A 24,479-nucleotide genomic window follows, 5' to 3' on the forward strand; every position below is an offset into this window, starting at 1 on the left:
ACGATCTCAACCGGTGGATGGGTCAAGACCCATCTTACGATGCCGTTTATGTTGCACGTTGTCCGGGCTGCACCGGGGCGTGGTCATTTGTGATGACATCACAGGCCACACAGGCGCTGGCCCCGCATTGGCTATACCATTGGCAGGTCTTGCGGATCGGGCAGGGTGGCAAGATTTCGGCGATGTCGGTCATCGTGTTTTCAAGCTGTTCGAGCACGCGGGTGATTGTCGCGCAGCCGCCATCCTGCCAGTTGTCGCAATCTTTGGTCGGGCAGGGTGCGGCAAATCGCATCCGCTGTTCCGGCGGCCCGACTTCGCGGGCCTGTGCGACAAAGGCGTCATCGACCGCCATCGCTGTCCGCAGGTTTTTAATCCGTCCGTTGGGGGCCTTGAAACCCAGAAGGATCGCGCCGGGTTCGCAAGCCGCATTGGGGCAGGTGGGCACCGCCAGCGCGGTGGTCGGGTCGGTTGGCTGGATCTGTGTCATATCCGGCGTCCGTCCAGACTTTGGCTCCAGATCGCTTCCTGCCGCCGGATCCGGTCAAAACGCGGATCCAACGTCGCGCGGCGCCACGCTTGTATTGACGCGACTGTGGTCCGTTTTTCGGATTTGGTCGGCTGAGGGTTATAGGTCTTTTCGAACGCCGGCAGCGCGCCGGTTTCAACGGAAATATGTGCCATAAGGCACCTCCTTTCAAAATGTCTTTGGTCGCTGAAAATACAATGCGACAAGAACAGCATAGCACATGATTTGGGATTTGTCTGGGTCTGGATTTGCGCACCGTCTGGTTGACATCCTCGTTGCTCCATGGTGCCGTGTTCCGTAAACGTTATAGGAGAGCCTGCCATGACCTATGTACCTGCTGAAAATCGCTATGACCGTATGGTTTATCGCCGGTGTGGTACCTCCGGTGTCAGGCTACCTGCGGTATCATTGGGGCTGTGGCACAACTTTGGCCACGACACCCCGCATGAGACCAAGCGCGCGATCTGCCGAACAGCGTTTGACCACGGCATCACCCATTTTGATCTGGCCAACAATTATGGCCCGCCGCCCGGATCAGCGGAACATGCATTTGGTTCGATTCTGACCGAGGATTTTGCGGGGTATCGCGACGAACTGATCATTAGCTCCAAGGCGGGCTATGACATGTGGCCCGGCCCTTATGGCGAGTGGGGCAGCCGAAAATATCTGGTCGCGTCTTGTGATCAGTCGCTGAAACGGATGGGGCTGGACTACGTCGATATATTCTATTCGCATCGGTTCGATCCGGATACGCCGTTGGAAGAAACCATGGGAGCCCTGGATTACATCGTGCGGTCGGGGCGTGCGCTTTATGCTGGTATTTCGTCCTACAACTCGGAGCGTACGCGGGAAGCGGTGGCGATCTTGAAGGATCTGGGCACGCCCTGTCTGATCCATCAGCCATCCTACAATATGCTGAACCGATGGGTTGAGCACGACGGGCTGAAGGAGACGTTGACGGAGCTCGGCGTGGGCTCGATTGCTTTTACGCCGCTGGCGCAGGGGATGCTGACCAAGAAGTATCTGGGCGGTATTCCGGAAGGGAGCCGGGCCAGCCAGGATAAGTCCCTGTTTCCGTCGATGCTGACGGACCGGGCCATCGAGAATATCCGCAAACTGAATGAGATTGCTGATGCACGCGGGCAAACCTTGGCGCAGATGGCGATTGCCTGGGTTTTGCGCGATGGCGGGATCACAACGGCGCTGATTGGCGCATCGAAACCTTCTCAGGTGGTTGATTGTGCGGGTGCCGTAGAAAATCTTGAGTTCAGCGCGGAGGAGCTGGCGCTGATTGATCAATATGCCGATGAAGAACAGATCAATTTATGGGCGCAATCGGCGGAGCAGCATAAGGGCGGGGCGGATCGCAAGAAATGATCCGCAATCCGATCCTGCCGGGGTTCAACCCTGATCCGTCAATTTGCCGGGTGGGCGAGGATTACTATATCGCGACCTCGACATTTGAATGGTATCCGGGGGTTCAAATTCATCATTCCCCTGATCTGGTGAACTGGGACCTGGTCGCCCGTCCGCTGAACCGTGCTGCGCTGCTGGATATGCGCGGCAATCCTGACAGTTGCGGGATCTGGGCACCGTGCCTGTCCTATGCTGATGGTTTGTTTTGGCTGGTATATACGAATGTGAAACGGCTGGATGGTGCGTTCAAGGATGCACCGAATTACATCACGACTTGCGAGACGATTGATGGAAAGTGGTCGGACCCGTGGTATGTGAACAGCTCTGGCTTTGATCCGTCGCTGTTTCATGATGATGACGGCCGCAAGTGGTTTGTGAATATGCGCTGGAACCATCGTGGGCCGGGAACCGGTGTGAACCCGGCCCATGATGCGTTTGATGGCATTCTGTTGCAGGAATGGTCGCCGGAGCGCGGGTTGTTTGGCCCCGTCAGGAATATCTATTCTGGCACGAAGCGCGGACTGACCGAAGCCCCGCATTTGTTCAAGCGGAACGGATATTATTATCTGACCACGGCCGAAGGGGGCACGGGGTATGAGCATGCTGTGTCGCTGGCCCGGTCGCGCGATATCTGGGGCCCCTACGAGGATCATCCTGACTTGCATGTGATCTGTGCCGCCGGGTCGGATGGACCGGTGCAACGGACGGGGCATGGTCAATATGTCGAGACTCATTGGGGTGCCCATTATCATACGTTTCTGATGGGGCGTCCCCTGCCTGGCCCGTTTTGCCCGATGGGTCGCGAGACCGGGATCGAGGAAGTCGAATGGCGCGACGACTGGCTATATCTGAAAGCCGGCGGGATGGTCGCGCGGGAGGTCGTGCCGGCGCCGGTTGATGTGGAGCCCGTGGCCCTGCAGCCTGTGCGCCGATCACTGGGTGGAGCACTACCGCCGGAGTTTCAGTGGTTACGCACGCCGCAGCCTGACCGGATTTTTCGGGAGGATGCCGATGCGCTGGTACTGATCGGTCGTGAGAGTATCGGCAGCTGGTTTGAGCAGGCTTTGGTGGCGCGCAGGCAGGAGCACTTCACCTATGCCGCCGAGACTGCGGTGAGTTTTGCGCCGGAGACCTATCAGCAGGCGGCGGGGCTGACGACCTATTACAACCGGCACAAGTTTCATGCGGTTTTGGTGAGTCATGAGGTTGGCACGGGGCGTGTACTAACCCTGATGTCATGCCCCGGTGACTGGCCTGAGGGTGCGCTGACCTTTCCCGCTGATCCCGTGGCGCTGGATGAGGGGCCGGTCGAATTGCGTGTCACGGTTGATCGGGCGCGGCAGCAATTCTGGTATCGCCAGGCGGGTGATTGGGTGGCCATCGGGCCGGAGTTGGATGCAAGTGTCATCTCTGACGAGGGTGGTCGGGGTGAGCATGCGTCGTTCACCGGGGCCTTCGTTGGGATGGTGGCGTTTGATCTGACCGGGCAAGGGCGCGAGGCGCGGTTTTCCCGCTTCGACTATTTGCCGGGGGTGATGGGTTGAAACCCATCTTACGATGAGGGTCCGTTATGCGCAGTCAGTTATGCATCTTTGATTTGGAGCGCGGCGCAGCGGAGGTGCTGCTGGATCATGGCGGCCATATTGAAGCGCCGAACTGGCATCCGGATGGCTATCTGATTGTGAACGGGCAAGGGCGGCTATTTTCCGTGCCGCTGGATGCGCCGGAGCTGCATTCCATCGACACCGGGTTTGCCGTGCAGTGCAACAATGATCATGGTATTTCGCCTGATGGACAGCGGCTGGTGATCAGTGATCGCAGTCGGACTGAGGGTAGTTGCATTTATACCTTGCCGGTAGGTGGCGGGGAACCTGACCGGGTGACGGAGGCGATCCCGTCCTACTGGCATGGCTGGTCACCGGATGGCACGATGCTGGCCTATGTGGGGCGTCGTGGCGAGCGGTTTGTCTTGCTGACATGCCCCATGGCCGGTGGGGCGGAGACCGTCATTACTGAAGCGTTTGATCATGTGGATGGGCCCGACTACACGCCGGATGGCCAATGGATATGGTTCAATGGCGAGCGCTGCGGCGCGGTTGATCTGTGGCGTATTCGCCCTGACGGGACCGATTTGCAGCGGATGACAGAGGATATGCTGGTCAACTGGTTTCCGCATCCATCGCCGGATGGGGCACATGTGTTGTATCTGGCCTATCCAGAAGGGACTGTCGGGCATCCCCACGGATTGGATGTGTCGTTGCGCCTGATGCCTGCTGGTGGCGGCGCGGCAAGAGAGTTGATCCACCTGCATGGCGGGCAAGGGACCATCAACGTGCCCTGTTGGTCACCGGATGGTCCTCGCTTTGCATTCATGCGCTTTGTGACCTGACAGGGGTTTACTTTTTGCGCTGCAATCTGCTTTTTGCCCTTAGGGGGCTGAAGGAGATGGTGTGCGCGGATTTCCGGTGGCAAAGGCAGGACAGGTCATTGGCCTGTTGGGTGGATCGTTTGATCCGCCACATGCGGGCCATGTGCATATCACCAAAGCAGCGTTGAAGCGGTTTGGGCTGGATCATGTCTGGTGGCTGGTAAGCCCTGGCAATCCGCTGAAGGCCGATGGCCCTGCGCCGCTGATGCAGCGGATGAAGGCGGCACGGGCGATGATGCGCCATCCGCGGGTGCGCGTCACCGATGTGGAGGCCCGTCTGGGCACGCGATACACCGCGCAGACCTTGGCGGCATTGCGCATGCGCTATCCCGGCGTGCGCTTTGTCTGGCTGATGGGAGCAGATAACTTGGCACAGTTTCATAGATGGCAGGACTGGCGCTGGATCATGGAAACCGTGCCAATTGGCGTGCTGGCGCGTCCGGGTGACCGCATCTCGGCCCGAGTATCCAAGGCAGCCCGAGTTTATGCGCGGGCGAAACTGCCCAAACAGGCGGCGCATGTCTTGGGGCGGAAGGCGGCACCGGCGTGGTCATTCGTGAACCTACCGTTGTCCGATCAATCATCAACGGCGATCCGTGCGCGAGGGGAGTGGTGATGTCGGTGACACGCAGAGCGTTGTTGGGCGGTGTGTTGTCGTCGGTGGCGACTACGGCGTTGGCCGAGGCGCCGTTCACATCGATGCGGCCGCGCGCACGCCTGACTGAGTATGCCGCCGCGCAGATCATCAGGCAGTCCGGTTTATCGGGTACCGTGGGATGTGTGTTGGCCAATACCGCGACAGGAGAGATTCTGGAGGCCGTCGCCCCGGATCTGCCGCAGCCCCCGGCCAGCGTCGCAAAAGCCTTTACCAGTCTTTACGCAATTGAGGCTCTTGGCCCCGCGCACCGGTTTGAAACCCGCATCTTTGCGGACGGTCCGGTCAGAGACGGTGCTCTGGATGGCAATCTGGTGCTGGTCGGTGGGGGTGATCCCAACCTCGTCACCGATCATCTGGCAGAACTGGCAAAGCGTTTGAAAGATGCCGGTCTGCGCGAGGTGAAGGGTGGTTTTCAGGTATGGGACAACGCGCTGATTAATCTCGATGAGATCGACAGCGCTCAGTTGGATCATCTGGGATACAATCCGACGATTACGGGGCTGAACCTGAATTACAACCGCGTGCATTTCGAATGGAAGCGGGCGGATGGGGAATACACCACCGCGGTGGACGCCCGCAGCCAGAATTACCGCCCGGCGGTGACGGTCGCCCGGGTGCAGGTGGTTGATCGCACCTCGCCAGTGTTCACCTACCGTGCGACGGAGGGTGTGGATGAATGGACGGTGGCCCGGCGGGCGTTGAACAATGGCGGGTCGCGCTGGTTGCCAGTGCGCAACCCGGCCCTTTATGCGGGTGAGGTGTTTGCGACCTTTGCCCGGTCGCATGGCATCGTGTTGAAACGGCCGGAGGAGGTTGCGGCGCTTCCGGATGGTCAGGTGCTGGCGACCTTTCACAGTGATCCCTTGCAGCAAATGATGCACGGGATGATGCGGTTTTCGACCAATATCACGGCCGAAGCGGCTGGGTTGTCGGCGACGGCTGCATTGACCGGCCAGCAGCGGGGATTGCGCACATCGGCGCTGGGCATGGCGCGTTGGGCGGATGGCCGTGCGGGCATTGCCCCCTATTTCGTCGATCATTCCGGGCTTGGCGATGCCTCGCGTGTGACAGCGGCGGATATGGTGCGGTTTTTGACTGCTGAGCGTGTCGCCCCGACCTTGCGCCCGTTGATGAAGCGGGTCGATCTGGTCGATCAGAACCGCCAGATCATCCGTGACGCGGCCTGGCAGATCGTTGCCAAAACCGGCACGCTGAATTTCGTTTCCAGCCTCGCGGGTTATATCCGGACTGCAGACGGGCAGGATCTGGCGTTTGCGTTCTTTGGTGCTGATCTGGAGGCACGCGAACGTGGCAAGAACGCGGGTGGCGAAGCACCCGCTGGTGCGTCACGCTGGAACCGGCAGGCGAAGGCGTTGCAGCAGCGTATCCTGCGGCATTGGATCCGCGCCGGGTCGGGTTAGCTTTGGAATTTTTCGGGAACTTTCTTTGTGCTTGGCCGTTGTGTCTGCAAGGTAAAGCTATGGCAACGCCGTAGCACCAACTAAAGGAGAACGTTATGAAAACCGGACTTACAATTGCGGGTGTTGTTGCTGTTGCTGCTGCAGGTCTTTTTGCATTCTACATGGTCGATATTGATCAAACCGAAGAGGCGCGACTGCCAGATGTGGACGTGACCGTCGAGGGTGGCCAGATGCCTGAATTTGATGCCGATGTGGGCAGCATCCAGATGGGTGAAACCGAAGTGGAAGTTGAAGTGCCACAGGTTGAGGTGACCACTACAACTGAAACGGTGTCGGTCCCCACGCTGTCGGTGACGCCACCGGCCGACGACAATCCGGCTGACGAAAACGGCTGATACCGGCCAGTTTGAATTGCTGAAGGCCCCCTTTTATCGGGGGCCTTTTTCGTTAGCGGAACCGGGCCGGGACGCTTTCGCTGATCAGCCGGTCGATATCTGATTGCCGCCAGTTGGTGAGTTCGCGCAGGGCCAGCGCATCGGCGCGGATGTCTTCCCGCTTGCGTGCTAGGTAGGCCTGTCCATCTTCGCAGGTCAATTCGCCTTCGAACGGTTGGTTCATGATGTAGCGCCCTTGGAAGTTGCTGTTGTCATCGGTGACGCGAAACATCAGATCCTCTGGAAATTCGTCGCGGTCATACTGGATGTGCAGACGTGTGACGAAGACATCTTCGCTGGGGTTGGATTTGGCGCTTTTGACCCAGACGGCGCCCAGATCGCGCAATTCGTGGATATTGAGCGGGTCAGCGGCGCAGGGATCGCACCAGCCCATGTCCCAGGCGTATTCGGTCATTACCGTGTTGGGTGCCGCATTTTTGGCGAACATGTCGCGGTAGAACTGGCCGAACATATCCTCAACGAAGGTTGGGACGGTGATGTCGCTGGGAATCCGTGCGTTCGGGTAATTCTCAGCCTCGACCCGGCCTTCGCGTGTCAGCATCAGCATCAGCAAATCCTGAGTGCCGGTCGAATTGATCTTGCCCAGTTGCAGCGGCAACATGAAATTCGGTGATCGGAACGAGATCTGCAAGGGGCGTAAATCTTGCGATTGGCCCTGTGCATGGCGTTCGAGGTTCACGCGGGCGACGAAGAATTTCATGTCCATGGCGATATAGCCCGCCAGCGTGTCTTCGGCCCCGTCAGGGATGGTGTAGCCTTCCTGCCGCAGATACGTGATCAGCCCGTCAGATTGCTGTGCCGAAAGGATCACGATGTCGTATTCGCCGACGCTGTATTCCGCCTCGACCCGGACGCCAAGTGCTGCAGGGCCACGGCGGGGTGTGGACGGTGCCGCATTTTCTACTGGCGCTTCCATTACGACGGGTGCCGTAAGTTCGAATTGTGGTGCGCAAGGGTCATAATCGAAATATTCGACAAGACGCGGGGCCGTGTAGTTTTCCAGATGCGCCACTGCTGCGGGATCGACGGTGCGGATGTGCTTTTCTTCCAGCACATTGGGTGTGGGCACGATCATCGCGAATTCGGAGGTTGGCCCGGTATAGTCAGAGGCCATTGTGATACGTGACCGGTAGCCGTCGCGCACAAATACGACCTTGGAGGCGGTGTTATAGAGTTCGCCATCATCCTGGGACACGTAGAAGCCGCAGAAGGCTGCGGCCTGGGTGGCCCAGCATATGGTAAGGCTGATGATGAATGATCTGAGCACGAATACCTCCCTTGAATTATCATCCAAGGGTTGCAGGTTTCACGGCAGGGTCAAGGGTTGGCGGTGATTAGGCGGCTTTTTTTGTCCGCGGGCCCGCGACCACCCAAATGATAAATCCAATGACTGGCAAAACCAGGATCAGAAGCGTCCAGACAGTTTTGTTCACTGTGGTTTCTGCCGAAGTAACAACCTGCAAAATGGCATAGGCGGCACAGGCAAGGGCGATGATGCTGATAATGGTGACTGGCATAATTCTCTCTTCTCTCGGCTTTTGTGAGTATTTAGTATTTAGGCTACATCTGAACTATGTTCAAATTTTGGCGAATACAGGTGTGGTGCTGTCAGAGTGTCATATGTCGTGCTCTGGCGCCACGTTCGATTGCGGCGGCATGCAGCCTATCGAGTTCAAGCTCATCACGGATTTCTTCGAGCATGCGCGATTCAGGGCCGACGATCTTGCCATCAGCTGCGGCCACGTCGCAAGACAGCGCATAGGCGGTTTCATAAAGCCTTTCAGGGAGCGCATCGCGGATCAGGCCAAAAAGGGCCTCAAGCCCGTCTTCCTGCTCCAGAAGATCAAACACCATTTGTGATATTCGCGGCAGCCGTTCGGAATCATATCCCGCGAAGACAGGCAGGTTGTTGATGGCATTGCTCATCTTGACCAATTCAGACGTGCTGATGTTTTCGTCAGAGGCGGAAACCGCAATCATCAGGGCGGCGAGTGAATCCTGGGCCGTCATCGGGGCGTCTTCGATCATGCTGTATCCTTTGGTTGTACGTCCCATTTATTGACGCTGGACCGTTGCCGCAATAGGGAGTGCGCGGTGTTGTCGCCATTGGGGTGACGATTTGAAGTGAGAGATATCATGAGCAATCTGCGTGACGCGGCGATGACGTCGAAGGCCTGGCCCTTTGAAGAGGCGCGCGCATTGCTGAAACGGTATGAAAAGAAGGACCCAGAAAAGGGGTATGTGCTGTTCGAGACCGGCTATGGCCCGTCCGGCCTGCCCCATATCGGCACCTTTGGTGAGGTGCTGCGCACCACCATGATCCGCCGCGCGTTCGAGGTCATTTCGGATATCCCGACCAAGCTGATCTGTTTTTCCGACGATCTGGACGGGATGCGCAAGGTGCCGGGCAATGTGCCGAACCCAGAGGCGTTGGCCGCGCATATGCAAAAGCCGCTGACATCAGTGCCTGATCCGTTTGGCACGCACGAAAGCTTTGGCGATCACAACAATGCCATGCTGCGCCGGTTTCTGGATACGTTCGGGTTTGAGTACGAGTTCTATTCGGCCCGTGAGTTCTACAAATCCGGCCAGTTTGACGAGGTTCTGCTGCGCGCCGCTGCCCGGTATGACGATGTCATGGCCGTAATGCTGAAATCGCTGCGCGAGGAGCGGCAGGAAACCTATTCGATCTTCCTGCCCATTCATCCCGAAACGGGCCGTGTGCTGTATGTGCCGATGAAGCATGTGGATGCCGAAAAGGGTGAGGTCACGTTTGACGATGAAAATGGCCGCGAATGGACGCTGCCGGTGACCGGCGGCAACGTGAAGCTGCAGTGGAAGCCGGATTTCGGGGCGCGCTGGGCCGCGCTGGATGTCGATTTCGAGATGTATGGCAAGGAACATGCCACTAACACCGCGATCTATGACCGCATTTGCGAGATTTTGGGTGGGCGTAAGCCAAACCATTTTTCATATGAGCTGTTCCTTGATGAAAAGGGCCAGAAGATTTCGAAATCATCTGGCAATGGCATTTCGATTGATGAATGGCTGACCTATGCCGCGACCGAAAGCCTGAGCTATTTCATGTATCTCAAGCCGAAGACGGCCAAGCGGATGCATTTTGATGTGATCCCCAAGGCGGTGGATGAATATCACCAACAATTGCGCGCCTATGCCGATCAGGATGCGACAGCCCGGATGAACAACCCGGTGTTCCATATCCACGGCCACAATGTGCCCGCGTCGGATATGGTTGTGCCTTTTGCGATGCTCTTGAACCTCGCCTCCGTTTCGGGGGCCGGGGATAAGGAGACGTTATGGGGTTTCATCCAGCGTTATGCGCCAGAGGCATCGGCGGAAAAGAATCCGCAGATGGATCAGGCGGCGGGGTTTGCCGTGCGCTACTACAATGACTTCGTGAAGCCGTCGAAAGTGTATCGCGCGCCCACCGATCAGGAACGTGCGGCGATAGAGGATCTGGTCACGCGTCTGAAGGCCTGGGATGGTGGGCTGGATGCGGAGGAGTTGCAGACCATGGTGTTTTCCGTCGGTAAGGATCACGGATTTGAGCCGCTACGAGCCTGGTTCACGGCGCTTTATGAGGTGTTGCTTGGGGCCAGTCAGGGGCCACGGTTTGGCGGGTTCATCGCGCTTTATGGCGTGGATGAAACGGTTGCCCTGATCGAAGCGCGTTTGGCGGAATAGCCGGGTTACGGTATTGTGGGTCATGGACCGCGATGCTGTTATTGCAATCTATGATCGCCTGATCGCCGGGCATGAGGGTCTTGCCCGAAAGGGCAAGGCCAGCGCTTATACGGCGGTGAATGGCAATATGTTCAGCTTTGTTGGCCCGGACGGCGAGATTTGTATCCGGCTGTCGAAAGACGACATCGCGACCTATGGCACGGACTATCCGAATGATCCGGTCATCCGTTACAACAGCGTGATGAACGGGTATGTCGCGGTGCCGGACGCGTTGTTGCAAAACGAGTCCGTGTTGGCCGATTGGTTTGGCAAATCTGTTGCTTTTGCCGGTACCCTGAAACCTAAACCGACAAAGAAAAAGAACTGATCGACGGTTTGGCGCGTATTCATATTGTGTATGGATTTGATTGGAGGCAGGGATGCGCCGGATTTTTGCAGGGTTTTTTGGGATTTGGATGTCGGTGACGGCGTTACTCGCGCAGGATGGCGATGCAATCGAGACGGTCATAGGCAATCAGTTACAGGCCTTTAATGACCGCGATCTGCAGGAGGCCTGGAGCTATGCCAGCCCGAATATCAAGCGGCTGTTTGGGACGCCTGACAACTTTGGTGTGATGGTCGAGCGCGGCTATCCGATGGTCTGGGACAATAAGGATGTACAGTTTCTGGAATTGCTTGAGGTGAATGGTGGGCAGATACAGAAGGTGATGATCCGAGATGCTAACGGCACCTTACACACATTGCTGTACCAGATGATCGAAACGCCACGCGGCTGGCAGATAAACGGTGTTCAGCTCTTGCCAGGTGCGCAGCTAGGTGCATGACCGATAACCTAACTAAAGTGATAGTGCTGCCCGTAGTGTTTGGCTGAGATTTTGTCGGGAATTCAAGGAGTTGGCGCAAATGTGTCAGTCGCAGAAAAATATGACGCAATCTTGACATGTTTCTGACGCAGTTCGGCGACATTGAATCGCTTGCTGGGCGGTTTGAACAGTTAGTGAGTGATAATGGTTATAAAGAATTTTGCAGTCGGCGCGCGTCGTGGGATTTCCCTGACGGGCGCTTTTTTATGTGTGATGGGTGTTTTTGGTGCGACGGCGGTGCAAGCACAACAAACCGCTCCGGTTCAGTTGGAAGCTACCGACGGATCGATGTCGATCACCGGGAACCTGCTGAGTTTCGACAATGACATCTATGTGGTCGAAACGGTTGAGTTGGGTGTTTTGCGGATCAAAGCGGAAAGTGTGACCTGCACGGGCCTGGTATGCCCGGCGCCTGAAGAGTTTGGCCCCGAGTTTGGCATCTATGGATCGCGGACTGTTGGCACGACTCTGATACCGAACCTGTTGCGAGGCTATGCCAGTTCGGTCGGGGCAACTTACGAAATCATACCGACGGACGAGCCTGCTGAACGTATTGTCCGCCTGACAAATGCCGACGGTAGTCTGCGTGCCGAAATTGATCTACAGACCCGTGGGTCTGGCAGCGCTTTTCCTGCGCTTGCTGATGGTGTTGCGGCAATTGGCGTTGCTGACCGCCGCATGAAGGACAGCGATGTTGAAAAGATCGCGGTTGCTGGCATTCCCGACCTGCGAGATACCGCAAACGAAACGGTTCTGGGTGTTGATGGCATCGTCATGATCACCCATCCTGACAATCCGGTGCGCAATCTCAGTTCGTTTGATATCGCGCGCATTTGGTCGGGTGAGATCACCAACTGGCTTGAGTTGGGCGGCGGGAACTATCCGATCACCGTCAATTCCTTTGGCGAGGGTTCCGGTGATCGCGCCGTCATGATGGATGCGCTGGTTCGCCCCAATGGCCGTGATGAAACGGCGCAGGTCACCCGCTGGAGCGCGTATCAGGATCTGGTCGATGCCGTGATGGCAGACCGTGGGGGTATCGGATTTGTCGGCCGTTGGCTGGCACGGACGAATGACGTGAACCTGCTGGATATCCGCGAGGAATGTGGGCTGCTATCGCCGCCGACCGATTTCCGGATGAAGATCGAAGGCTATGCCCTGTCGCGCCGCCTGTATGCCTATACAACACCGGGCCGGATCCATCCCGAAGCGCAGGCGTTCCTTGACTGGACACTGACGAGCGAAGCGCAGCCCTATATAAAGGAAAGCTATTTCGTTGATCGCGAGTTGGAGCGCATGCGTCTGGAAGATATGGGCATGATGCTGGTTCACACCGCCGCGGTCGAACCGGATTTCGATGGCGCACAGTATTCCAACATGATGCAGCAATTGCGCGGTGCGGATCGCCTCAGCATTTCCTTCCGGTTCAATACCGGGTCAAGTGTGCTGGACGTTGAATCAATTCGCAACATCGAGGAATTGGCCGCCAGAATGGAAGCTGGCGAGTTTGATGGGCTTGAGGTTTTACTGGTTGGTTTCGCAGACTCGATCGGTGAGCGGACGCGTAACACGGCATTGGCACAGGCGCGCGCCGAAGCCGTCCGCGAAATCCTGGCTCGCGCGTTGGCCCCGGAGACGAGACGGCGCCTGGGCTTGTTGCCGTTGAGCTACGGTGAATTGCTGCCATTGTCATGCAACGATGGCGAGGTCGGCCGCGCCCGCAATCGCCGGGTCGAGGTGTGGCTGCGGTTGCCAAATAGCCGGTCCAACCTGCGCTAGATTACCTGGCACAAATGAATAAGATGAGGGGCGCGGACGATGGTCGGCGCCCCTTTTTTTGTTGTGTTGCATCCACCACCGTCACGGTGCTGTCAGATGCAATTCAGACCTGCGCGATACCTCTTGGGCGACGGTCCTGCGATCTGCGGGACCTGTTTGATCTGGCTGCCAAAGAGGGACCACCGATGAACAAGGCGATTACTGACGGGATTGTATTTAACCCACTGCCCTTTGCGGCGGGTCTGGGGGTGTGGTCGAGCGGGGACGGCACGCCGGGGTCTGACACTTATGCGGTCAGCGGGTCGGGCGTGTTCGTAGCCGCCGATCAGGATTTTGCCGGATGTCTGGAGGTTCTCAAGACAGAACCTGTGACCCGCGTCCGTTACATGGGCGAAACGCCCATCCTGCCCGGTTGCTATCTGCGGGTGACGGCCCGCGTCAAAGCCGTGGCCGGACCATTGCCCGCGGTGCGCATATCGGGTTGGTCCGGGCTCGCCGGCGGTGCGCAAGCCACAGGTTTGCCTGAGGCAGGGCCATCAGTGCAGTTGACCACCTATGGTGAGGTTGTTGAGGTGAGCGCAATCATTGCCACCGCAGATCGCAACGGTGTTGATCTTGTCTGGACCGGTGCGAATTACGGTCACTTCGGCATTGACCTCACTGGTCCCAATGGTGGTCTGGTCCGGGTTGATGATATCGAGATTGAGGATGTCAGTGCGGTCTTCACCCGCGACCTGGTGGCCCTTGTTGATGTGCGTGATTTCGGTGCCAAGGGGGATGGTACGACGGACGATTCAGCCGCTTTCGATGCGGCGGATGCGGCGGCGAATGGTCGGACAATCATGGTGCCTGCAGGAGTTTATCTGCTGGAAAACAGCGTGACGCTGGAAAGCCGGGTGCGGTTTGAGGGCCGGATCGTGCAGGCGCCGGAACACCGGTTCATTCTGCAGCGCGACTATAATTACGAGACTTATGTTGAAGCATTCGAGGACGAAGAGGTTGCCTTTAAGAAGGCATTTCAGGCGCTCATAAATTTTTCGGATCATGAGTCGCTTGATCTGAACGGGCGGCGTATCTCACTGACGGAGCCGGTGGATATGCAGGCGACAGATCCGTCGAAAACGCGGTTTGAAACCCGGCGTGTTATTCGCAATGGCCAGTTTGAACCGGTCAGTGGCGCGGCTTGGGACAGTACTATTGTCACCTCTCAGGCGACTTATGCGGTATCTGACGACCGGCGGCTGACCAATGTCGTCGATATTGCCAACATTTCGGTCGGAGCCTTGGTTGAAGGAAATGGCGTGGGTCGCGAGGTTTACGTTCGCGGCGTCAATGTTGGCAGTCAGACCATTGAGTTGAGCCAGCCGCTTTATGACGCGGAAGGCACCCAGGAATTTACCTTTACCCGTTTCAAATACATGCTGGATTTTTCAGGCTTCAATAAGCTGAGCCAGTTTGTTCTGGATGATATCGAGTTTCAGTGCCGGGGCGTGGCCAGCGGGATCATGATGTCTGCGGATGGCTTTACCTTTCACGTGCGCGACAGTTTCATCAACCGGCCGAAGGATCGGGGCATCACCTCGCCCGGGGTTGGCTGTCAGGGAATGATGATCGACCGCTGCCAGTTGATTTCGGACGAGCAGGCGATGCCGGTTTCTGATCGCGTCAGCATTGGGTTCAATACTAACGCCAATGATGTGAAAATCCGCGACAACCGGGTCAGCAAGTTCAAGCATTTCTGTGTACTGGCGGGAAGCGGCAATCTGATCACGGCAAACCATTGGTTCCATGGCGATGATGAGATCAACGGCCCGCGCAAGGGTGGTATCATCCTTACCGAATTGAACCCTAAAAGCGTATTCACTGGCAATTATTGCGACAACAACTTTATCGAGTGGACGAATGAGCATTTCAGCTCACCCGCGCTGGGCAATCAGTTTTCCTTTGGCGGGCTGACAATCACCGGCAATATTTTCACCACCAATGATGTGGCGACATGGTTCAATTTCATCGTGATCAAACCTTATGGCCCGGGTCATTACATCAACGGGTTTTCGGTGATCAGCAATGTGTTCCGGTCCCTGAATGGCCGTATCGACCGGGTTGATCATGTGGATACCACCTTTGCCGATCTGGATTTCAACCGCACACGCGGTCTGGAATTCAGTGGCAATACCTACCACAACGTGAACCAGCCCGCCCAGAACCCGGTGTTCCTGACACATACCCAGGCGACCGAGGCGAGCACATGGACGATGAGCACCGGGACGGTCCTGCCCTTTGGTGGCCGCGCGAAAACGGTTGAAAGTATAGCCCCGATCGGGTCAATCACGGACACCGCTAACAACCGCGTGCATGATTTTCCGTGGGCCGAGGGTGAAAAGGGATCTGATCTGCGCAGTGTGCAGGTCAACTGGTCGCGACCAGTCAAGGGGCGGGTCCGGTTTCAGGTCCGGATGGATCAGCCTGAGATCTGATCCGGTTCAGTTTTTTCAAAGGGCGCTTTTGGCGCCCTTTTTTTGTGCGGTGCTCGTTTCTTGTGCGGTTTGTTTGTGCTGGGACGCTTTTTGATCTGTGCTCGCTCCCCTTGTTCTGGCCAAGACGCCGCATTCTTTGGCAGCAAAGGCCCAATTGACTGAATGTTGGGCTTTTACCATTACGTACGCTGCGCAAATCCAGACTGTTGAGGCGGCACCACGCGCCCGCGGGGCCTTGCGGCTTGTCGCGAAACGGCGCGGTCCTGACACGGTGATCGACACCTTGCGCCAGACTGGGTCGTTAAAGGCCCTGTTTCCGCGCAACGCACCGCAGGCCCTGCAGGCGGTGTTTCTGAATACCGCCGGTGGACTGACCGGTGGCGACCGGATGGTGATCGAGGCCGCAGCGACCGATTGCGCGCATCTGGTTTTGTCTTCGCAGGCGGCTGAACGGGGCTATCGCGCGCAACCGGGGCAGGTGGCGCGGGTTGAAACACGCCTGATGGCTGGCCCTGGTGGTCGCATCGACTGGATTCCGCAGGAAACTATCCTGTTTGAAGGTGCCGCGATTGACCGTCGGCTGCATGTCGATCTGGCACAGGATGCGACGGCGATGATTGTGGAGCCGTTGGTGTTTGGCCGGATGGCCATGGGCGAGGCATTGCACGATCTGCAGTTCACCGATCAGTGGCGGGTTTATCGCGATGGGCGGCTTGTCTTTGCCGATGCGGTCCGTCTGATCGGTGACGCGCATGCTGCATTGCAACGCAATGCAATTGGCGCTGGCGCCGCTGCCATGGCCACGGTTCTGTTTGCGGCCCCCGACGCGGTGCGGTCCTTGCCCTTGCCCGATACTGCCGGTGCCAGCCTGATCGCTGATGATGTGCTGCTGATACGCTTTCTGGCACCTGACAGCTTTGCCCTGCGCCGCGATCTGATCCCCGTGATCGAGGCGCTGACATCGACCCCGATCCCCCGCGTCTGGAGACTGTGACATGCAACTGACCCCGCGTGAAAAGGACAAGTTGTTGATCGCCATGGCCGCCGAGGTTGCGCGCAAGCGGCTCGCCCGTGGTGTCAGGCTGAACTATCCCGAAGCGATTGCCCTGATCACCGACGCGGTTGTCGAGGGCGCGCGCGATGGCCGGTCCGTGGCCGACATGATGGAGGCCGGGGCGCATGTCATCACCCGCGATCAGGTGATGGATGGCATTGCCGAGATGATCCACGAAGTGCAGGTCGAAGCCACATTTCCCGACGGCACAAAGCTGGTGACGGTCCATGATCCGATCCGTTGAAACAAGAGGGGGCACCACATGAAACCGGGTGAAGTGATGGTCGCAGAGGGGGATATTACCTTGAATGCGGGCGCTGAGGTGACCGTGATCGAGGTTGCAAATACCGGGGATCGGCCGGTGCAGGTTGGGTCGCATTTTCATTTTGCCGAGACGAACGCGGCGTTAGATTTTGATCGGGGCGCTGCGCACGGGATGCGTCTGGATATTGCCGCTGGAACTGCAGTGCGATTCGAACCGGGTCAGCGGCGCGAGGTGGCGTTGATCCCGATTGCGGGCGCGCGCCGCGTGTTTGGCTTCAATGGCAAGGTCATGGGCGATTTATAGGGGTATTCAGTTTGCTGCGGTGCAGAAAAATGCTGCGACCGCAAAGTAAGTAAGGTATAATCGCGGCACGAGATTTTCCCTTAACCTGAAGGACGAAAGATGACCCCAGCATTCACACTGACCGTTTCTGCCGAAATCCTGCGCGCCTCCAGCGCGGTGATTGGCCAGCAGATGCGCCTGACGCAGACCGTTCTGGACCAGACCTATGCCGCCCAGAAAGCCATGATGCTGCCGTTCTGGAATGAGGCTGCGCCAGCGGCTTCCCCGAAAAAGGCGGCCAAAGCCAAGCCGGTCGCCAAAAAGGCAGCCCCGGCTAAGAAATCGGCGGTGGCAAAGCCATCAAAATCTGCAGCCAAGTCTCCCGCGCCCAAACCGGTATTGGCAGAGGTTGTCACCAAGCCCGCATCAGTAGCCCCGGTCGCACGGAAGGCTGTAGTAGAAGTGCCCACACCCAAACCGACCCCGAAGGTCGTGGCAACCAAGCCAGCCATCGCTGCCAAACCCGTTGAAACAGCACCTGCTGCAAAGGTAGCCGCGAAGTCGGCTCCGGCTAAGCCGACAACTGAAGCGGTTGCGCCGAAAGCGGCGGCTGCGAAACCAGAAAAGGCCAAGCCTGCCCCAAAACCTGTTGCCAAGGTCGCCGCGCCAAAGCCAGCTGTCGCCAAGACCACCGCGAAGGTTGAAGCACCAAAGAAAAAGACGGCGAAAAAGTCAGCGCCGAAAAGGACAGCAAGCGCAAAGCCAGCACCGGCCAAAAAGGCCACGACAAAGCCGTCGAAGCCCGTCGCGGAAACTGTCGCGACCTCGGCTGCGAAAGCCCCGGCGAAACCCGCTAAGCCCGCACCAAAATCAAAGAAGATCACTGTGCCTGACGCCCCCTGGAGCGCTGAAAAGGCCCCAGCGAAAACCTGACCGGAGACCCATATGCCTGCAACGATCCCCCGCGCTGACTATGCCGCCATGTTTGGCCCCACGGTGGGGGACCGCGTCAGGCTCGCTGATACGGATCTGATCATCGAAGTTGAGCGGGATCTGACCGCTGAACGGGCGGGGGCAGCAGCGACCGGCGGGTCTGGCAGCAATGCCCTTCTTTACGGTGAAGAGGTCAAATTCGGCGGTGGTAAGGTGATCCGCGATGGCATGGGTCAAAGTCAGATCACCCGCGCCGAGGGTGCCGTTGATACCGTCATCACCAATGCCCTGATCGTCGACTGGACCGGGATCGTCAAGGCCGATGTCGGGCTGAAGGATGGCCAGATCGTCGGGATCGGCAAGGCAGGCAACCCCGATACACAGCCCGGCGTCGATATCATCGTCGGGCCGGGGACCGAGGCGATTGCGGGCGAAGGCCGTATCCTGACCGCTGGCGGGATCGACAGCCACATCCATTTCATCTGCCCACAACAGATCGAGGATGCGTTGCATTCCGGCCTGACCACGATGATCGGCGGCGGTACCGGCCCTGCCCACGGAACCTTGGCCACGACCTGCACGCCCGGGCCATGGCATATCGGGCGGATGCTGCAGGCGGCGGATGCTTTTGCGATGAACCTGTGTTTTGCGGGAAAGGGGAATGCGTCACTGCCCGCCGCGCTGGAAGAGCAGGTATTGGCCGGGGCGGCCTGCTTGAAACTGCACGAAGATTGGGGGACGACCCCGGCGGCAATCGACAATTGCCTGAACGTGGCGGACGCGATGGATGTGCAGGTGATGATCCACACCGACACGCTGAATGAAAGCGGGTTCGTGGAGAATACAGTGGCGGCGATGAAAGGCCGGACGATCCACGCGTTTCACACGGAAGGGGCGGGCGGCGGCCATGCCCCGGATATCATCAAGATTTGTGGTCAGCCGAACGTCATCCCGTCCTCGACCAACCCTACCCGGCCTTTCACCGTCAACACGGTGGATGAACATCTGGATATGTTGATGGTCTGCCATCACCTCGACAAATCGATCCCCGAAGATGTGGCCTTTGCCGAAAGCCGGATCCGGCGTGAAACCATTGCGGCCGAGGATATCCTGCACGATATGGGTGCGTTTTCGATCATCGCGTCCGACAGTCAGGCGATGGGCCGCGTGGGCGAGGTGATCATCCGGACCTGGCAAACCGCGCACAAGATGAAGGTGCAGCGCGGGCAGTTGAGCGAGGAGACGGGCGACAACGACAATCTGCGTGTCCGTCGCTACATCGCGAAATACACGATCAACCCGGCGATTGCGCATGGGATTTCGGCGCATGTGGGTTCGGTCGAAACCGGCAAACGTGCCGATCTGGTGCTGTGGAACCCGGCCTTTTTCGGGGTGAAGCCGGAGATGATCCTGATGGGCGGCACGATTGTGGCCGCACAGATGGGTGACCCCAATGCATCGATCCCGACGCCGCAGCCGGTCTATACCCGTCCGATGTTCGGGTCTTACGGGCGGTCTGTCGAACACTCTGCGGTCACGTTCGTGAGTGCTGCCGCGCAGGACATGGGCATCGCCGACAGCCTTGGACTGGCCAAACAGACTTTGCCGGTGGTCAACACGCGGGGCATTGGTAAGAAAGACCTCAAGTTGAACGATGCAATGCCGCAAGTCGAAGTGAACCCCGAAACCTACGAGGTACGGGCCGATGGTGAACTGCTGACCTGCCAGCCTGCGGAAAGCCTGCCCATGGCACAGCGCTATTTCCTTTTCTGACCTAACGTTATCAATGCGCTGGGCGCATAGTCGGAATGCGTCTTCGGCGATTGTTGGACCGCATGTGCCAGACTACATCTGTCGCAGGGAGGAAAGATATTCGCTGAAAAGAGGCACAAAATGGCTTTCCAAACCGACAACACACTGATTTCCAACCGCGAAATGATGATCGAACTGGTGCTGACACCGTTCCGGGCTATCGGTCGCTGGTTCATTTCGCTGGCCGAGAACAATTCGCGCACCCAAGCGCTCCGTCAGATCAACAACATGACAGATGCCGATCTTGCCGCCCGCGGTCTGACCCGCGCGGAGGCCGTCAACATGATGTTCCGTCACGACGCCTGAGCGTCGTGAAGCGCTGAAAAAATGGACCTTCGCCAATTGCAATGACATGTGACCGGTCAAGTCACTGATAAGTCATTGCAACAGGCGCATGGTGGCGTAATCTGAGGACCGATGCAGAAGTGCGGGGGCCCCAGCATGATGATCAGACTTTTTTTGGCTTGCGTTATAGCGTCACCGGCCATGGCGTCCTGCCCGGTGGGTGCGGATCTGGCCAGCGGCATCCGTCTGGTGCAGGCGGACGGCACAACGGATGACTACCGCGCCCTGCGTCCCGGCGTGGTCGAGACGATAAGCACCTACACCGATGGCTATGTCGCGCGCACTTTGCTGGGGCAGGGGATTTACGTGCTTGAGGTTGCGGATGTCGTCGATGGATCGATTGATCCTTACACTCAGGCGGTCTTTGCCTTTAGGATGGCCGCCAGTGACATGCCACTTCCCGACCCAAACACGCAGATGAAGTTTGGCACCACCGTTCGCGATGGTGGCGGATTATACCCCGAGAACATCGTGATTGATTGGGGTGATCGCGCCACTGTCACATATGGCAAGTGCAGCTACGCGATGATCCCCGGCACCTTTTCGCACACCAGCGACGATTATGACCATCAGGAGGTTGTGCATTATCTGCCCGAACTGGGGATCAGCGTGCTGCATTCCTATTTCGACGATGAAATGACGGAAGCTGATATTTATCCGGTTGCCGACATCAAGACGATCAGGGACTGACCGGATGACCGCGATTGCCCATCAGATTGTCAGCGGGACCGATGTTGAAACATCGGCCACGGTGCGGCTGACCTATGATGCCCGCATGCTACGTCGCAAACGGCTGCAGACGGCAGAGGGCGAGGGGTTTCTGGTGGACCTGCCACAAACCACATCCGTGAATGCCGGGGATGCGTTTGCACTGGAGGATGGCAGGTTCATCGGCGTGGCCGCAGCGGACGAGCCGCTGATGAGGGTCACCGGTGATCTGGTGCGGTTGGCCTGGCATGTCGGCAATCGCCACGCCCCATGTGCCATTGAGCCGGATGCGCTGGTGGTGCAGCGCGAAAAGGTCATGCGCGCCATGCTGGAACAACTGGGTGCTACGGTGAGTGATTTCGACGGTCCCTTCACCCCTGAAGGCGGGGCCTATGGCCATGGCCGCACCATGGGTCATGATCACAGTCATTCCCATGCGTGACAATCATCTTCTGACCCTGACGCAATGGTTGTCGCCATCCTATCCGGTCGGCGCCTTTGCATGGTCACATGGTTTGGAACGCGCCGTAAGTCGCGGGGATGTCATAGATTCCGCAAGCTTAGTCGACTGGCTAAGTGCTGTATTAACCCATGGGGCAGGCCGGTCTGATGCTATCCTGCTGTGTGTCGCACATGGGGCAGAGGATGTGACAGAGGTCGCAGAGCTCGCTGCTGCACTTGCCCCATCGCGCGAACGGCGGGAAGAAACCTTGCAGCAAGGCGCGGCCTTTGCGGCAACGACCCGTGCGGTCTGGGGCCTTGATCTGCCTGATATGCCTTACCCGGTAGCAGTTGGCCGGGCCGCTGGTTTGATCGGGCTCGATGCGCGGCCTGTTGTGCAACTCTGGCTTCAGGCTTTTGTCAGCAATCTGGTGCAGGCCGCGACCCGTCTGATGCCGCTGGGCCAGACCGAGGGGCAGCGTATTCTGGCGGGCCTGTCACCGGTGTGCATTGAAACGGGGGCAGAGGCATTGACTGCAACGCTTGACGATATTGGCAGTGCGGCCTTTGCTGTCGATATCGCTTCAATGCAGCATCAAACACATTATCCGCGGATTTTCAGGTCATGATCCTGTCCAGCTTCATTGTGATCGTGTTGCTTGGCGTGGCTTTGGTTCATGCGCTGTGGGGCTTTGGCGTCTGGGTGCCGATCCGGAATGAAGAGGCACTGGCCAAGGCGGTGGTCGGCGCGCGCGGTGTCACGCGGATGCCGGGGCCGATCCCGTGTTTTCTGGTGGCTGGCGGGCTGAGCCTGCTGGCAGCGGCGGTTCTGTTCCTGCCGCAGGGCAGCCTGCGTACTGTCTTGTTGATGGGGGCAACGGCAGTATTTCTGGCCCGAGGCGCGCTGGCCTATCTGAAGAAATGGCGCCTGATGACGCCGGAGGAACCCTTTGCCACGTTGGACCGCCGCATCTATGGCCCGCTCTGCCTGGCCCTTGGCATCGCGTTCATCATTCTTAATCTGGGAAGCTGATCAATGTCACCGAACGGACCATTGCGTGTGGGCATTGGCGGGCCGGTCGGGGCCGGGAAGACCACGCTGACCGCCGCCCTCGCGCGCGCGCTGAAGGATCAGATAAGCCTTGGGGTCATTACCAACGATATCTACACGCAAGAGGACGCAGAGGCGCTGATGCGCATGCAGATCCTGCCAGCCGACCGGGTGATGGGGGTCGAAACCGGGGGCTGTCCGCATACGGCGATCCGCGAGGATGCGTCGATCAATCTGGCCGCTGTGGCCGAGATGCGCGGGCGGCATGACGATCTGGAACTGGTGCTGATCGAAAGCGGGGGCGACAACCTGTCGGCCACGTTCAGCCCGGAACTGGCCGATGTCACAGTCTATGTCATCGATGTGGCTGCGGGCGAAGAGATCCCGCGCAAGGGCGGCCCGGCGATTACCCGGTCGGATATTCTGGTGATCAACAAAACCGATCTGGCCCCCCATGTGGGTGCGTCGCTGGATGTGATGGCGCGCGATGCGGCGCGGATGCGGGGCGAACTGCCGGTGGTATTCGCCAGTCTGCGCCATGGCGACGGGGTGGATCAGGTTATCCGCCTTTTGCGTGAGGTTGGCGGGCTTTAGAACGTCTGCCACAGCCCAAGACGCAAGGCCCCCGGATCATCCCCGTTCAGCGGCTGGATCGCGCCAAATGTGATGCGCATGCCGTCCATGACACCGAAAACCACAGCGGTTTCGATCTTTCTGTAGTCCGCATCATCCTTGGTCTTGCCGGTCTGAAGCTGAAACATGACCGTCCAGCGATCCGTCAGGTTATGTCCCCAGGTGAAATCAGCCTTGGGAATGAACAACTCCGTCGCGCGGTTGTATGTGGCGCTGGTGTCGACGGCCAGCCAGCCATTGTCCAGACCGCGGCCCCAGGACAGGCCGCCGCGCACCAGCGGCGTGGGGTCTTCGAACGGCAGGATTTCCGCCCCAAATGCCAGACTGGCCGCAAAGCGGTCCGTCCCGGTTGTGTCCCCCAGTGGGATGCGGGCAAAAACGAACCCGGTCTGCACCGTGTCCCTTTCGGTTGTGAAGTATTCCGCACCCAGCGTGACCAGCGGTGTCAGCCCGTATTCGGCGTAGAATGTGGGATCGTAATACATCGCGTCATCGATATCTTCGAACAGGGTGATATTGCTGGCAGAGGCGATGAAAAACTGTCCTTCTTCGCGGGCCCACGCCCCGGAATGGGCCACGTTTGCCACCATCATCAGCCACACTGAAACCAGAAAAACCCGCATGAACTCATCCGTTTGAACGGGGACCATCTTTCTGCTGGATGAGTTAATTACAGGTTAAGATGTGTTAACCATCGCGCGGCAGGCGGCGCAGTTTCAGGGCGTAGGCGGGACGGGCCAGCGCCTCGCGTAGATGTTGTTTCAGGGGGATATGGGGCATCTTTGGCGCTGAAAGTTCGGCCTGCAATTGCAGGTGCCGCGCGACCATCAGGGCGCGTCGGCCATGATAGTGATCGGTGACGATGATGATCCGCGGGCCCGGCAGAAGCTGTTTGGCGTTGCGTATGTTTTCCAGTGTTGTGGTCGATTGGTCCTCGGGCCGGATTGCCGATGCGGGTATATCGGCGTCGATCAAAAGCTGTTGCATCACGGCCGCTTCGCTGGGCGGATGCCGGCCCAATCCACCACAGGGGATGATCAACGGCGCGCGGCCTGCATGCCACAGGCGCGCAGCATGGGCCGTGCGCCGCCGCAATGTGGGTGACGGGCCGTCAGGCCAGACGGCGGCACCGAGGATCAGGATTGCGTCCATGTGGCGATCTAAGCGGGCCGCAAACCGAAAGGAAAGGGGTGTCAATTCGTCGACGGGGCCACCGACCCTGACGCG

At 58.4% G+C, this 24,479-nt stretch carries 29 protein-coding genes; 22 read left to right on the top strand and 7 right to left on the bottom strand.

The window, feature by feature from the left end; genetic code table 11:
* Positions 1-46: 46 nt before the first annotated feature.
* Both ACFWW4_RS12070 and ACFWW4_RS12075 read right to left on the bottom strand, forming a co-directional pair.
* Positions 47-487, bottom strand: a complete 441-nt coding sequence (locus ACFWW4_RS12070) for a hypothetical protein (protein WP_411891080.1) — start codon at positions 485-487, stop codon at positions 47-49.
* The gene (locus ACFWW4_RS12075) at positions 484-681 is read right to left on the bottom strand and encodes a hypothetical protein (RefSeq protein WP_411891081.1); all 198 of its coding nucleotides are present in this window, start codon (positions 679-681) and stop codon (positions 484-486) included. The genes ACFWW4_RS12070 and ACFWW4_RS12075 overlap by 4 nt, the downstream gene beginning before the upstream one ends.
* A gap of 166 nt (positions 682-847) precedes the next feature.
* On the opposite strand from ACFWW4_RS12075, the gene mgrA reads away from it, so the two are divergent.
* The 6 genes from mgrA to ACFWW4_RS12105 all read left to right on the top strand — a co-directional run bounded on the left by mgrA (position 848) and on the right by ACFWW4_RS12105 (position 6,844).
* A complete protein-coding gene (gene mgrA, locus ACFWW4_RS12080; RefSeq protein ID WP_411891082.1) occupies positions 848-1,903 on the top strand; it encodes an L-glyceraldehyde 3-phosphate reductase in 1,056 nt (351 codons plus the stop codon).
* Entirely contained in the window at positions 1,900-3,486 is a 1,587-nt protein-coding gene (locus ACFWW4_RS12085) for a glycoside hydrolase family 43 protein (protein ID WP_411891083.1), read from the top strand. Before mgrA ends, ACFWW4_RS12085 begins: the two co-directional genes overlap by 4 nt.
* A 26-nt stretch (positions 3,487-3,512) precedes the next feature.
* Positions 3,513-4,331 carry a TolB family protein gene (locus ACFWW4_RS12090; protein ID WP_411891084.1) on the top strand — a complete coding sequence of 273 codons (819 nt, stop codon included), beginning with the start codon at positions 3,513-3,515 and terminating at the stop codon, positions 4,329-4,331.
* Between the two features lie 61 nt (positions 4,332-4,392).
* The gene (locus ACFWW4_RS12095; RefSeq protein ID WP_411891085.1) at positions 4,393-4,986 is read left to right on the top strand and encodes a nicotinate-nucleotide adenylyltransferase; all 594 of its coding nucleotides are present in this window, start codon (positions 4,393-4,395) and stop codon (positions 4,984-4,986) included.
* Positions 4,986-6,449 (top strand): D-alanyl-D-alanine carboxypeptidase/D-alanyl-D-alanine-endopeptidase, encoded by a 1,464-nt coding sequence (dacB, locus tag ACFWW4_RS12100; RefSeq protein WP_411891086.1) that lies wholly within the window; start codon positions 4,986-4,988, stop codon positions 6,447-6,449. Before ACFWW4_RS12095 ends, dacB begins: the two co-directional genes overlap by 1 nt.
* A gap of 95 nt (positions 6,450-6,544) precedes the next feature.
* Entirely contained in the window at positions 6,545-6,844 is a 300-nt protein-coding gene (locus ACFWW4_RS12105; RefSeq protein ID WP_411891087.1) for a hypothetical protein, read from the top strand.
* Positions 6,845-6,896: 52 nt separating this feature from the next.
* Here ACFWW4_RS12105 and ACFWW4_RS12110 read toward each other — a convergent pair whose 3' ends face one another.
* The 3 genes from ACFWW4_RS12110 to ACFWW4_RS12120 form a co-directional block, all read right to left on the bottom strand.
* The gene (locus ACFWW4_RS12110) at positions 6,897-8,171 is read right to left on the bottom strand and encodes a DUF2330 domain-containing protein (protein ID WP_411891088.1); all 1,275 of its coding nucleotides are present in this window, start codon (positions 8,169-8,171) and stop codon (positions 6,897-6,899) included.
* Between the two features lie 67 nt (positions 8,172-8,238).
* Positions 8,239-8,421, bottom strand: a complete 183-nt coding sequence (locus ACFWW4_RS12115; protein ID WP_393931610.1) for a PLDc N-terminal domain-containing protein — start codon at positions 8,419-8,421, stop codon at positions 8,239-8,241.
* Between the two features lie 91 nt (positions 8,422-8,512).
* The gene (locus ACFWW4_RS12120) at positions 8,513-8,932 is read right to left on the bottom strand and encodes a tellurite resistance TerB family protein (RefSeq protein WP_411891089.1); all 420 of its coding nucleotides are present in this window, start codon (positions 8,930-8,932) and stop codon (positions 8,513-8,515) included.
* 108 nt (positions 8,933-9,040) lie between these two features.
* Here ACFWW4_RS12120 and ACFWW4_RS12125 point away from each other — a divergent pair, with 108 nt between their 5' ends.
* The 16 genes from ACFWW4_RS12125 to ureG all read left to right on the top strand — a co-directional run bounded on the left by ACFWW4_RS12125 (position 9,041) and on the right by ureG (position 23,213).
* Positions 9,041-10,609, top strand: a complete 1,569-nt coding sequence (locus ACFWW4_RS12125) for a lysine--tRNA ligase (protein ID WP_411891090.1) — start codon at positions 9,041-9,043, stop codon at positions 10,607-10,609.
* Between the two features lie 22 nt (positions 10,610-10,631).
* On the top strand, positions 10,632-10,976 hold the full coding sequence (locus ACFWW4_RS12130; RefSeq protein WP_411891091.1) for a hypothetical protein: 345 nt from the start codon (positions 10,632-10,634) through the stop codon (positions 10,974-10,976).
* Between the two features lie 52 nt (positions 10,977-11,028).
* A complete protein-coding gene (locus tag ACFWW4_RS12135) occupies positions 11,029-11,433 on the top strand; it encodes a DUF4864 domain-containing protein (RefSeq protein ID WP_411891092.1) in 405 nt (134 codons plus the stop codon).
* A gap of 183 nt (positions 11,434-11,616) precedes the next feature.
* The gene (locus ACFWW4_RS12140) at positions 11,617-13,251 is read left to right on the top strand and encodes a substrate-binding domain-containing protein (RefSeq protein WP_393931620.1); all 1,635 of its coding nucleotides are present in this window, start codon (positions 11,617-11,619) and stop codon (positions 13,249-13,251) included.
* 185 nt (positions 13,252-13,436) lie between these two features.
* On the top strand, positions 13,437-15,728 hold the full coding sequence (locus ACFWW4_RS12145; protein ID WP_411891093.1) for a glycosyl hydrolase family 28-related protein: 2,292 nt from the start codon (positions 13,437-13,439) through the stop codon (positions 15,726-15,728).
* Between the two features lie 97 nt (positions 15,729-15,825).
* Positions 15,826-16,722, top strand: coding sequence for an urease accessory protein UreD (locus tag ACFWW4_RS12150; RefSeq protein WP_411891094.1), 897 nt, complete (start codon positions 15,826-15,828; stop codon positions 16,720-16,722).
* A 1-nt stretch (position 16,723) separates the two neighbouring features.
* Positions 16,724-17,026: an urease subunit gamma gene (locus ACFWW4_RS12155; protein WP_393931624.1), complete on the top strand. Its 303-nt coding sequence runs from the start codon at positions 16,724-16,726 to the stop codon at positions 17,024-17,026.
* An 18-nt stretch (positions 17,027-17,044) separates the two neighbouring features.
* On the top strand, positions 17,045-17,350 hold the full coding sequence (locus ACFWW4_RS12160; protein ID WP_411891095.1) for an urease subunit beta: 306 nt from the start codon (positions 17,045-17,047) through the stop codon (positions 17,348-17,350).
* Between the two features lie 99 nt (positions 17,351-17,449).
* Positions 17,450-18,262 carry a hypothetical protein gene (locus ACFWW4_RS12165; protein ID WP_411891096.1) on the top strand — a complete coding sequence of 271 codons (813 nt, stop codon included), beginning with the start codon at positions 17,450-17,452 and terminating at the stop codon, positions 18,260-18,262.
* 12 nt (positions 18,263-18,274) lie between these two features.
* A complete protein-coding gene (gene ureC / locus ACFWW4_RS12170) occupies positions 18,275-20,035 on the top strand; it encodes an urease subunit alpha (RefSeq protein ID WP_411891097.1) in 1,761 nt (586 codons plus the stop codon).
* A 120-nt stretch (positions 20,036-20,155) separates the two neighbouring features.
* Positions 20,156-20,380 (top strand): DUF1127 domain-containing protein, encoded by a 225-nt coding sequence (locus tag ACFWW4_RS12175; RefSeq protein ID WP_411891098.1) that lies wholly within the window; start codon positions 20,156-20,158, stop codon positions 20,378-20,380.
* 135 nt (positions 20,381-20,515) lie between these two features.
* Positions 20,516-21,109 (top strand): hypothetical protein, encoded by a 594-nt coding sequence (locus ACFWW4_RS12180; RefSeq protein ID WP_411891099.1) that lies wholly within the window; start codon positions 20,516-20,518, stop codon positions 21,107-21,109.
* 4 nt (positions 21,110-21,113) lie between these two features.
* On the top strand, positions 21,114-21,569 hold the full coding sequence (locus ACFWW4_RS12185; RefSeq protein ID WP_411891100.1) for an urease accessory protein UreE: 456 nt from the start codon (positions 21,114-21,116) through the stop codon (positions 21,567-21,569).
* Positions 21,562-22,197, top strand: a complete 636-nt coding sequence (locus ACFWW4_RS12190; RefSeq protein ID WP_411891185.1) for an urease accessory protein UreF — start codon at positions 21,562-21,564, stop codon at positions 22,195-22,197. Before ACFWW4_RS12185 ends, ACFWW4_RS12190 begins: the two co-directional genes overlap by 8 nt.
* Positions 22,194-22,601 (top strand): DUF3995 domain-containing protein, encoded by a 408-nt coding sequence (locus ACFWW4_RS12195; protein WP_411891101.1) that lies wholly within the window; start codon positions 22,194-22,196, stop codon positions 22,599-22,601. The genes ACFWW4_RS12190 and ACFWW4_RS12195 overlap by 4 nt, the downstream gene beginning before the upstream one ends.
* Before the next feature lie 3 nt (positions 22,602-22,604).
* Positions 22,605-23,213, top strand: coding sequence for an urease accessory protein UreG (ureG, locus tag ACFWW4_RS12200; protein ID WP_411891102.1), 609 nt, complete (start codon positions 22,605-22,607; stop codon positions 23,211-23,213).
* Here ureG and ACFWW4_RS12205 read toward each other — a convergent pair.
* Positions 23,210-23,875, bottom strand: coding sequence for a hypothetical protein (locus tag ACFWW4_RS12205; RefSeq protein ID WP_411891103.1), 666 nt, complete (start codon positions 23,873-23,875; stop codon positions 23,210-23,212). The two genes, ureG and ACFWW4_RS12205, sit on opposite strands and share 4 nt — an antisense overlap.
* Positions 23,876-23,939: 64 nt before the next feature.
* Positions 23,940-24,404, bottom strand: coding sequence for a YdcF family protein (locus ACFWW4_RS12210; RefSeq protein ID WP_411891104.1), 465 nt, complete (start codon positions 24,402-24,404; stop codon positions 23,940-23,942).
* Between the last annotated feature and the right edge of the window lie 75 nt (positions 24,405-24,479).

The organism is Yoonia sp. SDW83-1 (assembly GCF_046762885.1).
GTDB lineage: Bacteria > Pseudomonadota > Alphaproteobacteria > Rhodobacterales > Rhodobacteraceae > Yoonia.